Source organism: Streptomyces sp. NBC_01216, from assembly GCF_035994945.1.
Lineage (GTDB): Bacteria > Actinomycetota > Actinomycetes > Streptomycetales > Streptomycetaceae > Streptomyces.
In genome coordinates this window covers 656,051-667,770 of record NZ_CP108677.1, presented here as the reverse complement: position 1 = coordinate 667,770, position 11,720 = coordinate 656,051, and the positions used below count along the sequence as shown (strand labels likewise).

Annotated in this window: 11 protein-coding genes; 7 read left to right on the top strand and 4 right to left on the bottom strand. The window is 72.9% G+C overall.

Annotated features, from left to right (window positions below; genetic code table 11):
• Positions 1–63 precede the first annotated feature (63 nt).
• The 5 genes from OG393_RS02930 (at position 64) to OG393_RS02910 (ending at position 5,701) form a co-directional block, all read left to right on the top strand.
• Positions 64–1,371, top strand: a complete 1,308-nt coding sequence (locus OG393_RS02930; protein ID WP_327372954.1) for an ROK family protein — start codon at positions 64–66, stop codon at positions 1,369–1,371.
• An 89-nt stretch (positions 1,372–1,460) separates the two neighbouring features.
• Positions 1,461–2,909, top strand: a complete 1,449-nt coding sequence (locus OG393_RS02925; RefSeq protein WP_327372953.1) for an ABC transporter permease — start codon at positions 1,461–1,463, stop codon at positions 2,907–2,909.
• A gap of 36 nt (positions 2,910–2,945) precedes the next feature.
• Positions 2,946–3,644: an ABC transporter ATP-binding protein gene (locus OG393_RS02920; RefSeq protein WP_327372952.1), complete on the top strand. Its 699-nt coding sequence runs from the start codon at positions 2,946–2,948 to the stop codon at positions 3,642–3,644.
• Positions 3,645–3,803: 159 nt separating this feature from the next.
• A complete protein-coding gene (locus tag OG393_RS02915; protein WP_327372951.1) occupies positions 3,804–5,240 on the top strand; it encodes a WGR domain-containing protein in 1,437 nt (478 codons plus the stop codon).
• Positions 5,237–5,701 carry a hypothetical protein gene (locus OG393_RS02910; protein WP_327372950.1) on the top strand — a complete coding sequence of 155 codons (465 nt, stop codon included), beginning with the start codon at positions 5,237–5,239 and terminating at the stop codon, positions 5,699–5,701. Before OG393_RS02915 ends, OG393_RS02910 begins: the two co-directional genes overlap by 4 nt.
• Before the next feature lie 54 nt (positions 5,702–5,755).
• On the opposite strand, the gene OG393_RS02905 is transcribed toward OG393_RS02910, so the two are convergent.
• Together OG393_RS02905 and OG393_RS02900 are read right to left on the bottom strand one after the other, a co-directional pair.
• The gene (locus OG393_RS02905) at positions 5,756–6,178 is read right to left on the bottom strand and encodes a DUF350 domain-containing protein (protein ID WP_327372948.1); all 423 of its coding nucleotides are present in this window, start codon (positions 6,176–6,178) and stop codon (positions 5,756–5,758) included.
• 127 nt (positions 6,179–6,305) lie between these two features.
• A complete protein-coding gene (locus OG393_RS02900) occupies positions 6,306–6,926 on the bottom strand; it encodes an HdeD family acid-resistance protein (protein ID WP_327372947.1) in 621 nt (206 codons plus the stop codon).
• Between the two features lie 385 nt (positions 6,927–7,311).
• Here OG393_RS02900 and OG393_RS02895 point away from each other — a divergent pair, with 385 nt between their 5' ends.
• Positions 7,312–7,839 (top strand): DoxX family protein, encoded by a 528-nt coding sequence (locus tag OG393_RS02895; RefSeq protein WP_327372946.1) that lies wholly within the window; start codon positions 7,312–7,314, stop codon positions 7,837–7,839.
• A gap of 51 nt (positions 7,840–7,890) precedes the next feature.
• Complete coding sequence (locus OG393_RS02890; RefSeq protein WP_327372945.1) at positions 7,891–9,213, top strand: cytochrome P450; 1,323 nt, start codon at positions 7,891–7,893, stop codon at positions 9,211–9,213.
• Between the two features lie 76 nt (positions 9,214–9,289).
• Here the strand turns inward: OG393_RS02890 and OG393_RS02885 are convergent, their stop codons facing one another.
• Together OG393_RS02885 and OG393_RS02880 are read right to left on the bottom strand one after the other, a co-directional pair.
• Positions 9,290–10,732, bottom strand: coding sequence for a GH1 family beta-glucosidase (locus tag OG393_RS02885; RefSeq protein ID WP_327372944.1), 1,443 nt, complete (start codon positions 10,730–10,732; stop codon positions 9,290–9,292).
• Positions 10,733–10,825: 93 nt separating this feature from the next.
• Positions 10,826–11,719, bottom strand: coding sequence for a carbohydrate ABC transporter permease (locus OG393_RS02880; protein WP_327372943.1), 894 nt, complete (start codon positions 11,717–11,719; stop codon positions 10,826–10,828).
• Between the last annotated feature and the right edge of the window lies 1 nt (position 11,720).

The following is an 11,720-nucleotide window of genomic DNA, read 5'->3' as shown; positions in this document are numbered from 1 at the left end:
CGCCCCGGCCCGTGGCCGTGGTGTGACGGAACCGTTCCGCGAGGCCATTAGGCTCGGCCCACGATGACGAACACTCCCGGGACCGGCCGCCCCCAGCCGGTGGAGCCCAAGGCCGACAAGGCGAGCGTGCGGCGGCACAACCTCAGCCTCGTGCTGCGGACCGTCCACGCCGCCGGCGAGACGACCCGGGCGGCGGTCGCGGCCCGCGTCGGGCTGACCCGGGCAGCCGTCTCCTCGCTGGTCGAGCAGCTGATGGAGAGCGGCTTCCTGGTCGAGTCGGGCAAGACCTTCAGCGGCCAGGCGGGACGACCCGGCACCGTACTGAAGCCCGCCGGCACAGGTCCCGCCGGGCTGGGAGCCGAGATCAACGTGGACTACGTGTCGGTCTGTGTCGTCGACCTCACCGGTGCCGACCGGGTCCGGCTGACCGAACCCCTCGACAACCGCGCGGCCGGCCCCGCCCGCGTCCTGGAACGGGCCGCGTCCCTGGCCGCGCGCGCCCTGGAGGAGGCGGCGCGCGACGCGTTGCACCCGGCCGGCGTGCGCCTGGCCCTGCCCGGTCTCGTCTCCGGGGGAACCGTCCGCCAGGCACCCAACCTCGGCTGGAACCAGGTGGCCGCGGACCGGCTGTTCGCCGCCGCGCTGACGGCGCTGCGGCCGGGTCCGGAGCTGCCGGTGGCCTCGGACAACGAGGCGAACGCGGCGGCCCTCGCGGAACTGTGGTTCGGCACCGCGGGGGAGACCCGGACCTTCCTCCACCTCACCGGTGAGATCGGGGTGGGAGGAGCGATCGTCGTCGACGGGGAACTCCTGCGCGGCGCGCACGGCTTCGCCGGGGAGATCGGCCACATGGTCGTCGCGACGGAGGGCCGCCGCTGCCGCTGCGGCTCGTACGGCTGCCTCGAACAGTACGCCGGACAGGCAGCGCTGCTGCGCGCGGCGGGCCTCGCCCCGGCCGCCGGGGAGCCGGCGGAGCCGGGGAACGAGCCCTACGGTCAGTGGGCTTCGGGGGCGAGGCCGGCCGGAGCCGCCCCCGCGGGGGTCGCCGAGCTCGCCCGCCGCGTCCAGGCCGGCGAAACGCGCGCGGTGGCCGCCGTCGAGGAGGCCGGACGCATGCTCGGACTCGCCCTGTCCGGCGCCGTGAACCTGCTCGACCCGGAGACGGTGGTCCTCGGCGGCATCTATCCACGCCTGATGTCGCGGCTCGCCCCGGCCGTCGAGGCGGAACTCGAACGCCGCGTGGTCTCCGGCCTGTGGAGCCGCGGCACCGGCCGCCTGCGTGCCGCCTCCGAATCGGCCGACGCGGCCCGGGGCGCGGCGGCCGTCGTCCTCCGCCAGGTCCTCGCGGACCCCCTGTCGTACGCGCCCTGACGATCCGCCCGGCCACGGCGCGTCCGACTCTCATCCCGCTCTCACCCGGGCCTTACCCGGCCGTCACCCCGGGTGCCTACGTTCGCGCCATGTTCTTCACCTATCTCCGGCGCGAGCTGCGCCGTCGCAGAAAGGCGGCGCTCGTCGTCGCCTCCGGGCTCGCCCTCGGCATCGCGCTGGTCATCGTCGTCAACTCGGTGGCCTCCGGCATGAAGCAGGCACAGACCCAGGTCCTGGAGTCCCTGTACGGCCTGGGCACCGACCTCACCGTCACCAAGGCGCGGGAGGAGCCCAAGGAAGGGGAACGGCCGACGCGGCCCCGGTTCGAGTTCCAGGGCAAGGGCGACGGTGAGGAACAGAGCAGCGACCGCCTGATGGTCCAGGGCTTCCAGACCCTCGCCGCCTCCACCGTGGCCACCGTGGCCGAGCAGGACGGCGTGGCCGAGGCCGTCGGCGGGCTCAGCCTCACCAACCTGAAGATCAACGGCGAGTTCAAACGGGGCGAGATCCAGCGTGGCGGCAGTGCCCAGCCCGGAGGCCCGGGCGGCGGCTCCGGGCGGAGCGACAGCGTCACCGGCGGCGGGGCCGCCTTCGACGTCGACTCCTTCTCGATCTACGGCACCGACGTCACCGTCCCCGACCTCGGCCCCCTCACCAGCTCCACCGTCTCGACCGGCCGCACCTTCACGACCACCGAGACCGACGCGAAGGTCGCCGTCGTCGACAGTGCCTACGCCCAGCAGGAGGGTCTCGAGGTCGGCGAGGACCTCACCGTCAAGGGTGTGGCGTTCAAGATCATCGGCATCGCCACCGCCGACAGCGGTGATGCCGCCGCGCAGGTCTATCTGCCCCTGAAGCAGGCCCAGACCCTGTCCGGCTCGGAGGACAAGGTCACCACCGTCTATGTGAAGGCGACCGACTCCACCCGCATCGACAGCGTCAAGACCGCCATCCAGAAGAACGTCGCCGGTACCACGGTCACCACCTCCGCCGATCTCGCCGCCACCGTCTCCGGCTCCCTCGACACGGCCTCCGATCTGGCGACCAACGTGGGCAAGTGGCTCTCCTACGCCGTACTCGTCGCCGCCGTCCTGGTCGCCGGCCTGCTCACCTCCTCGGCCGTCAGCCGCCGGGTCCGCGAGTTCGGCACGCTCAAGGCGCTCGGCTGGAAGAGCGGCCGGGTGACCCGGCAGGTGATGGGTGAGGCACTCGTCAACGGTCTCATCGGCGGCGCCCTCGGGATCGGGGTCGGCCTCGCAGGCGCCTACCTCGTCACCGCCATCAGCCCTACCCTCACCGCCGAACTCGGCTCCGGCGCCCTCGCGACCGGGCCCGGTGGCGGCCGCGGACTCGCCGGCCGCATGGCCGCCGCGGGCGGCGGAAACACCCTCGACATCGCCCTCACCGCGCCCGTCAGCGTCGCGACCGTCGGGCTGGCCGTCCTCCTCGCCCTCGGCGGCGGCCTGGTCGCGGGCGGCTTCGGTGCCTGGCGCGCCTCCCGGCTGCGCCCGGCCGACGCGCTGCGCCGCGTCGAGTAGCCCGACCCCCCTCTACGGATCGCAGGAGTTGCACCCATGTACGAACTCACCGGAGTCACCAAGCAGTACCGCAGGGGTCAGGAGAGAGTCGACGCCCTCGACGGCGTCGACCTCACCATCCAGGAGGGCGACCGCCTGGTCATCCAGGGCCCGACGGGCGGCGGCAAGTCCACGCTGCTGCAGATGCTCGGCGGTCTGGACCGGCCCACGGCGGGCAGCGTCATGCTCGACGGCACCGATCTGGCGAAGCTCTCCGAGCGCCGGCTCACCGCCGTGCGCGGCCGGAACATCGGCTTCGTCTTCCAGAGCTTCAACCTGATCCCCACGCTCACCGCGCAGGAGAACGTGGAGACGGCGCTCGTCCCGCTCGGCCTCAAGGCGGGCGAGCGGCGCGCCCGCGCCGCGGAGGCCCTGGAGTCGGTCGGCCTCGAGGAACGCCTCGGGCACCTGCCGTCGGAGCTGTCCGGCGGCCAGCAACAACGCGTCGCGATCGCCCGCGCGCTGGTGAAGCGTCCCAAGGTGCTCCTCGCCGACGAGCCGACGGGCAACCTCGACGAGTCGATGCGCGACGAGATCGTCGATCTCCTCGAAGGGCTGTGGAAGGAGCACGGCCTGACGTTCGTCATGGTCACCCATGACAGCGTCATCGCCCGTCGTGCCCCGCGTCTCGCGACCATCCGCAAGGGGCGGATCACGCTCAAGGAGAACCGCCCGGCCGACGCCGTCGAGGTCTGACAGGTGCCGTGCCTGCGGCCCGCCGGACCCTGCTGCCGCGTGGGGGGTGAGGGGCGGCCGTCCAGCTGTCCGCCGGGGCCGCCCCAGCGGACGGGCGGGAGGTCCGGACGGGACATGGGCGCAGGCGGGATGTCAGTGCCGGCCCCTAACGTTCTCGACATGACGACGAAGACCTATCTGGAGCTGTCGCAGGATGGCGGCGGCGCGCACAAGTTCTACGAAGTGACAGTCGAGGGAATGGTCGTGTCGGTCCGATACGGACGGATCGGCGCCGCCGGGCAGACCCAGACCTCCAGCTTCGCCACGGCCGACAAGGCCGAGGCAGCGGCGGCCAGGAAGATAGCGGAGAAGGTCCGCAAGGGATACGCCCCGGCGGTCCAGGGCGTGCGGGCCGCCCGTTCGGTCACTCGTCGGGAGGTCGCCTCGGCGCCCTCCACCGCCCGCGCGGTCGCCCCGGTCCTGTGGCGGTTCCGGACCGGTTCCTCGGCCTTCGGCATCCATGTGGACGACGAGCGCTGCTGGGTGGGCAACCAGTCCGGGGACGTCTACACGCTGAGTCACACGGGTGAGGTACAGGCCCGCTTCAGTCTCCCCGACGGCGTGAAGTGCCTGGTCGCCGACGACTTCTGGATCTATGCCGGCTGCGACGACGGCCGGGTGTACGACCTGTCGTCCAAGCTGCCGTTCGCCGCCTACGACATCGCCGCGGACGTCGACATCTTCTGGCTCGACATCCACGAGGGCGTCCTGGACGTCGCCGACCGCTCGGGCCGGCTCACCGTGATCGACCACGAGGACGAGCACCAGTGGTCACGCACCGGCCGTGGAGAGCACGCCTGGATGGTGCGGGCCGACGACAGCGCCGTCTACCACGGGCACAGCAAGGGTGTGACGGCGTACGACCCGGACGGAGGCGGCGAGCTCTGGCACACCGTCACCGAGGGCGGGGTCCTCTTCGGCTGGCAGGAGAACGACGCGGTGTACGCGGGCACGGCCCGGAGGAAGGTGCAGCGCCTCGCCAAGAAGGACGGCCGGACCGAGGCGGTCTACGCCTGTGACAGCCCGGTGTACTCGTGCGCGACCTCGCCCGGCGGACGGTTCGTCTTCGCCGGCGATTCGGCGTCGTCGGTGTACTGCTTCGCCGAGGACGGCACCCGGCTGTGGAAGCTGGGCACCGGAGGCGGTTCGGCGCTCTCCATGCAGTACCGCGACGAGCGGCTCTACCTGGTGACCACCGACGGCTCCCTGGTCTGCGTGGACGCGAGCGAGGCGGCGATCACGGCGGCCCAGCGGGGGACGGTCCCGGTCGCCAGGGACGTGAAACTGGCCGCCGCCCTCCCCACCTACGAGCCGGCGACGACGGTCCGGTCGGTGGCCTCGGTCCGTTCCGCCCCGGCCGGTTCGGTCGTGGTCGAATGCGTGCGGGACGGCGGGAGGACCCGGGTGCACGTGGTGACCGAGGGCTACGAGACGTCCTGGAACGTGCAGTTCCCGCGGGCGATCCGGGAACCGGGGGCGCGCTACGCGGTCGACGCGCTGCACGCCGCCTCGGGCGGCTTCTACCGCGTACGCGGCGACATCCGGCGGCTGCTGTGACCGGCGGGACGTTCGCACCGGCCACGGGTGACGGACCGCCGCTGCCGCCGGAGGCGGCCGAGCAGCGGTCCCGGGACGTACGGGCCGCGCTGGACGGACTGCTGCAGATCCGCCGGTTGACGCGTACCGGCGGCGGCGACCCTCGGGCCGCCCCGGCCGACTGGGAGCGAGCACAGCCGGTGCGGTCGGTCGCCCTGGTGCTGGAGGCATCGCGGACCGCGGTCTCGGCCGTCGACGCCTCCGGCGCCCGGGTGGCGACCGGCTACCGGGTCCGCGCGGGCGAACGGCCCGGAACCGTCGTCGTGGAGTGGCTCGGGCCGCCCGGTGGCGGGGCCGCGCGGGAGGAGGAGTCCGCGCTCGGTGCCTGCGTCCCGGTGCTCGAACGGCTCGGCTGGGAGGCGTTGCTCTACCGGGGGCCCCGCCGCCGGAGGTTCCTGGAGGTGGCACCCCTCCGCGGCTGAGAGCCCGCCAGGCGGCCTACGGCCTGGAGATTCTCAGAGGCACCCGCCAGGCTCTCAGGCGATGGAGGCGGACACGACGGCGGAGACGGCGATGTTGCAGGAGGCCGTCACCCAGACCGCGGGATGCGGCGCGGGGTCCACGAGGATCGCGCCGAGCTTGCCGGGCGTGATGAGGTCCACCACCAGGAACGCCACCGTCATCATCACCATGCCGAGCAGTCCGAACGCGGCCGTGGAGAGAAGGCCCTTGCCGAAGTCGTCGTAGGTCGTCCAGATGGAGGTGAAGACGATGCCGCCGATGCCCAGCAGGGCCGAGCTGAGCAGCAGGGCGGCGTTGCGGTTGCGTTCCTCCCATATCAGCCGGCCGAGCTTGCCCGGGGTCAGCACGTCGACGAGGACGATGCCGAGGATCAGCAGCACCACGCCGAGCGCGCCGTAAGAGGTTGCCCGGCCGAGGCCGTTGACGATGTCGGTCATGGGTCGCCGGCTCCGAGGAGAAGTGATCATGAGTGATCGTGGTCAAGGACCGGCAAAATGTAGCGCATGCGCCGTGGGGCCCGGCCGCGGGGCGACGTCGTTCAGGGCGACCCGGCGCGAACGGTACTCATGCGCCGGGCGGAAGCGCCCTCGCCCGTGCCCGCACCCGCAGGGCGGTGACCAGTTCGACCGTTCCCATCACGAGCAGCCAGACACCGACGAGCACGGTCAGCACCTTGGCCGACTCCAGCGGCGAGACGATCAGCACGACGCCCGCCAGCGCGCTCACGACGCCGAGGAAGACCTGCCAGCCCCGCGCCGGCATGGCCTCGTCGGACGCAGCGGCCACGGTCTGCATGATGCCCCGGAACAGCCAGCCGATGCCGATCCACAGCGCGAGCAGCAGGGTCGACTGCATCGCGCCCCGGAAGCAGAACAGACCCAGCAGGATCGACAGGGCGCCGCTGATGAAGGCCATCACGCGTGGCGCGGTCGCGGCATGCGTGCCGAAGGCCGCCACCAACTGTGTCACACCGCTGAGGAGCAGATAGAGCCCGAACAGGACGCCCGCGACCCGGAGCGAGGCGTCCGGCCAGGCGAGCACGATCACACCGAGCGCCAGGGAGGCCAATGCGGCGGTCAGCAGGACCTGCCAGGCGACGTCGGCGAGCGCGCGCAGCGGGCCCGCCGGGACGTCGCGTCCGTGAGGACCCGGCGGCTCGGGCGGCCGGGCGTGAGTCTGGGTCATCGGGGTCCTCCTGTCGTCGGTCCGGCGGCCGGACGAGGGGCGTTCGGCCGGCGCGGGGTCGTGCGCGTACGGAGAAACAGCGCCTCGGCGAGGGCCATCGGCGCGGCGGTCTCCGGTGAAGCCGCGGTCCGGAGGGGAGCCGGTGACCATCGGTACCCCTTCCGTCGGGTCGGCCGCGCTCGACGGCGACGCTCCCACTAAAGCAACAGGGGGCATAACTCGCAAAAGGTGCCTCGAATGGTCCAGCAACAGGCAGGACCGCGCACGTCGCGCGGCAAGAGTGGAGGTGCACGTCCCGTGATCCGCCCGCCCGGCGTCCCCACCGTCACCGCCGACGCCCCGCGTCCCGCACGCGGTTCCGCTCCTCCACGCACCGGGAGTCCTCATGAACCTCAACCGACGCGACCTCGGCCTGCTGGTCCTCCGGGTCGGCACCGGCGCCGTACTGGCCGCGCACGGCACCCAGAAGCTCTTCGGCTGGTTCGGCGGAGGCGGTGTCGAAGGCACCACCAAGGCCATGGAGGCCATGGGCTTCCACCCGCCGCGCGAGAGCGCCGTCGCCGCCGGCCTCGGCGAGGCCGGCGGCGGGGCCCTGCTCGTGTTCGGCCTCGCCACCCCGGCCGCCGGTGCCGCCGCGGCCGGCGCGATGGCGGGCGCCGTCTCCGTGCATGCCCCGGCCGGGTTCTTCGCCCAGTCCGGAGGATTCGAGTACCCCGCCTTCCTCGGCTTCGCCGCCGCCGCCATCGGTATCACCGGCCCCGGCCGCTACTCCCTCGACCACGCCACCGGCCACGTGCTGGACCGCCCCTGGGTCGTCGCCACGGCCTTCCTCGGCAGCGCGCTCGCCGCCGCGGCCGTGGTCGGCCGCCGCGCCGCCGCCCGGCCCGACGACGAACCCGACGACCTCGCGTGACGCCGCGCACCCGTGCGTGAGAGGGCCCCGCCCGCGTGTTAGCGTCCGGCGGTGAATCTTTCGGCCCTGGACACGGCCCCGCTCACGCCCGGCGGGCGGGAGGCCGGCGACGGACGCGACCCGCTGGGTCTCCTCGACCTCTTCGGCGACGGCTTCGTCCGCGACCCCTACCCCTCGCTGGCCAGGCTGCGGTCCGAGGCGCCCGTCCACCTCGACCCGGGAACCGGCCTGTGGCTGGTCAGCCGCTACGAAGACGTTCGCCGCGTCCTGCTCGATCCGGTCGCGTTCCATCCCGACAACGCCCAGCACGCCGTCGATCCGCTGCCCGTCCCCGTCCTGCGGGTGCTCGCCGGAGCCGGCTTCCGTCTTCCGCCCGCCCTCGCCAACAACGGCACCCCCAGCCACCACGGACTGCGCCGCACGGTCACCCGCTTCTTCAACGCCGCACGCGTCGCCGCCGCCGTTCCGGTGATCGAGCGCGTCTCCGGCGAACTGCTCGACACTGCGGCGGCGCGGATCGCCGCCACCGGCTCATGCGACCTCTTCGGTTCCTTCGCCCAGACCCTGCCCTGCCGGGTCCTCATGGAACTCCTCGGTATCGAGGGCATCGACCCGGCCACCCTGGTGCGCTGGAGCGACGCCTCGCTGGAGCTCTTCTGGGGCCGGCCCGCACCCGAACGCCGGCACGAGCTGGCCGTGCTCGCCGGAGAGTTCCACCAGTGGCTCACCGCGACCGTGCGCGGGGCCGCAGCCGCGCCCGACTCCTTCATCGGAGCGCTGGCCCGTCACCGGCTGCCCGACGGTCGGCCGCTCGACGTCGCGACCGCCGTCGGGGCCTGCTTCTTCGTCTTCATCGCGGGGCAGTCCACGACAGGACAGCTCATCTCCACCGTGCTGCACCGCGCACTCGCCGAACCCGGCCTGTGGCCGCGTCTCGCCCGTGAACCCGGCCTGGCCGAGGCATGGGTGGAGGAGGTGCTGCGGCGCGAACCGCCGGTGACCACCTGGCGCCGCGTCGCCCCGCACTCCGTGGAACTCGGCGGGGTGCCGCTTCCCGCCGGTGCGCCGCTGCTGCTGATGCTCATGGGAACCGGCTCCGACCCGGAGGTCTTCTCCGACCCCGGGACCATGTGCCCGTACCGTCCCAACGCCCGGCACCATCTCGCCTTCGGTGCCGGCCGCCACCGCTGCCCGGGCGCCTCACTGGCACGCACCGAGGCCGCGGTGGCGCTCCGGGCGGTGGCCCGTCGCCTCCCCCGCGTCCGCCCGGCGACGGACCCGGAAGCGACGGGGACCGCCGCACCGGGGCAGCCGCCGATGCTCGGCCTGCTGTCCTTCCGGGCCCCGCTGAGCGTGCCGGTCGTAGGGAGCTGAACCGCCCGCACCGGCCGTCCCCACACGGGGCTCCACGTCTCCGTCCGCCGGCCGTCCCGCCCGTGTTCCCCGCACGTCACAGGTCTCCCGGCGGCCGCAGCTCACCCGTCCGCGCGACGCGGGAGTACCAGCGGGCGCTCGATTTGGGCGTGCGCTTCAGCGTCTCGTAGTCGACGTGGACGGCGCCGAACCGCTTCGCGTACCCGTACGCCCACTCGAAGTTGTCGAGCAGCGACCAGAGGAAGTACCCGCGTACGTCCACTCCGTCGGCGATCGCGCGGTGCACCGCGTCCAGATGGGCGTGGACATAGGCGGCGCGCTCGGGATCGTGGACCGTGCCGTCCGGGCCGACCTCGTCGTCGTAGGCCGCGCCGTTCTCGCTGATGACCAGCGGCAGGCCGGGGTACCGGGCGGCGGTGCGAGTCAACAGGTCGTGGAGCGCCGTGGCGTCGACCGGCCAGCCCATGGCGGTCCGCTCGCCCGGCGCCCGGTGGAAGGCGACGTCCTCGGCGCCCGGCCAGGGCGAGTGCGCGCCGCCGCCGTGACCGTCGTCCCGCGGCTTCCGCGCACCCGGCCCGACCCGTGAGACGACCGTCGGCGCGTAGTAGTTGACCGCCAGGAGATCCAGCGGCTGGTGTGTGGTGGCGGTGTCGCCGTCCCGTACGAAGGACCAGTCGGTCAGGTGCGCCGTGTCCGCGAGGAGGTCCCCGGGGTAGGTGCCCTCCAGCATCGGACCGAGCCAGACACGGTTCCCGACGGCGTCGATGCGCCGAGCCGCCTCCCGGTCCTCCGGCGACGGGGTCAGCGGACGGATCTCGTGGAGGTTGAGCGACACCGACAGGAGACGGCTCGCGGGCAGGCACGTCCCGAGGGCCTGGACGGCGAGCCCGTGACCGAGGTTGAGGTGGTGCGCGGCCCGCAGGGCGGCGACGGGGTGGGTGCGGCCCGGGGCGTGGACGCCGGAGCCGTAGCCGAGGAAGGCACTGCACCAGGGCTCGTTGAGCGTGGTCCAGCGCTTTACCCGGTCCCCGAGCGCCTCGGCGACGAGGGCGGCGTAGTCGCCGAAACGCTCGGCCGTTGCCCGCTCGGGCCAGCCACCCGCGTCCTCCAGCTCCTGGGGCAGATCCCAGTGGTAGAGGGTCAGGGAGGGTTCGATGCCCGCGGCGAGCAGCTCGTCGACGAGCCGGCGGTAGAAGTCCAGGCCCTTCTGCACGGCCTGGCCGCGCCCGGTCGGCTGGACGCGGGACCAGGACACGGAGAAGCGGTAGGCGTTGAGGCCGAGGTCGGCCATCAGCCGGACGTCGTCGCGGAAGCGGTGGTAGTGGTCGACGGCCACGTCACCGGTGTGACCCTCGAAGACCTTGCCCGGGGTGTGCGAGAAGGTGTCCCAGATGGAAGGCGTCCGGCCGTCCTCGCGGACGGCGCCCTCGATCTGGTACGCGGCGGTGGCCGAGCCCCACAGGAAGTCGGCGGGGAAGGGACGGCCGGCGGTGAGCGGCCGGGTCTCGGACGCGGTCATAGGGAATCCCAACGCGAGGCGGTGGATGCGGATGCGGTACGGCCGGGGACGGAATCGGCCGGGGAGGGACGGGAGCGGGGAAGGGCCTGCGGCTCAGTTCTTGACGGCGCCCGCGGTGATCCCGCCCACGATGTGCTTGCCGAGCACGGCGAAGACCAGCAGCAACGGCAGCGTGGAGATCAGCGCACCCGTCAGCACGATCGCCTGGTCGACGGAGTGGTTGCCCGCGCCGAGACCGGCCAGGGCCACCTGCAGGGTCGGACTGCCGTCCGGAGTCAGCGCGATGAACGGCCAGAAGAAGTCGTTCCACGCCTGCACGAAGACGAGCATCCCGAGCACCGCCATCGCGGGTCTGGCCACCGGGAACACCACGTGCCAGATGACGCGCAGGCTGTGCGCGCCGTCCACGCGCGCCGCCTCGACGAGTTCCACGGGCAGCGCCTCGACGAGGAACTGCCGCATGAAGAACACGCCGAAGGCAGCGACCAGGGACGGCAGGACGACCGACTGGAGCTGGTCGACCCACCCCAGATCGGTGACGATCTGGTAGAGCGGGATCACGCTGAGCTGCGGCGGGATCGTCATCGTCGCCACCACCAGCGCCAGCAGGGCGCCTCGGCCCCTGAAGGGGAGCTTGGCGAAGGCGAAGCCCGCCAGCGTGGAGAACAGGACGGTGGACAGGGCCACCAGGCTCGCGACGACGGTGGTGTTGACCAGCGCCTCGCCCATGTCGACCTGGTTCCAGGCGAAGGTGAGGTTGTCGAGAAGCCGCGGACCCGGAAGGAGGGGCGCGGGAGCGGCGACCACGCGCTCGCCCGAGTGCGAGGCGGCGACGAGGTTCCAGTAAAGCGGAAAGAGCGAGACCAGGGAGGTCAGCCCGAGCAGGACGTAGGTCAGCGGTCCGGCGTGGTGCGGGCGGCCGGCGGCCGAACGCCGTCCGCCGCGCCCGCGGGTACCGGAGCGGGTCGCGTCGAGGATGTGCGTCATG

What these genes read in the sequence shown, in the direction of transcription:
- OG393_RS02900 (WP_327372947.1), bottom strand. Translation starts at nt 6,926, where the DNA reads ATGACCCAGACTCACGCCCGGCCGCCCGAGCCGCCGGGTCCTCACGGA.
- OG393_RS02925 (WP_327372953.1), top strand. Translation starts at nt 1,461, where the DNA reads ATGTTCTTCACCTATCTCCGGCGCGAGCTGCGCCGTCGCAGAAAGGCG.
- OG393_RS02905 (WP_327372948.1), bottom strand. Translation starts at nt 6,178, where the DNA reads ATGACCGACATCGTCAACGGCCTCGGCCGGGCAACCTCTTACGGCGCG.
- OG393_RS02915 (WP_327372951.1), top strand. Translation starts at nt 3,804, where the DNA reads ATGACGACGAAGACCTATCTGGAGCTGTCGCAGGATGGCGGCGGCGCG.
- OG393_RS02920 (WP_327372952.1), top strand. Translation starts at nt 2,946, where the DNA reads ATGTACGAACTCACCGGAGTCACCAAGCAGTACCGCAGGGGTCAGGAG.
- OG393_RS02895 (WP_327372946.1), top strand. Translation starts at nt 7,312, where the DNA reads ATGAACCTCAACCGACGCGACCTCGGCCTGCTGGTCCTCCGGGTCGGC.
- OG393_RS02930 (WP_327372954.1), top strand. Translation starts at nt 64, where the DNA reads ATGACGAACACTCCCGGGACCGGCCGCCCCCAGCCGGTGGAGCCCAAG.
- OG393_RS02880 (WP_327372943.1), bottom strand. Translation starts at nt 11,719, where the DNA reads ATGACGCACATCCTCGACGCGACCCGCTCCGGTACCCGCGGGCGCGGC.
- OG393_RS02885 (WP_327372944.1), bottom strand. Translation starts at nt 10,732, where the DNA reads ATGACCGCGTCCGAGACCCGGCCGCTCACCGCCGGCCGTCCCTTCCCC.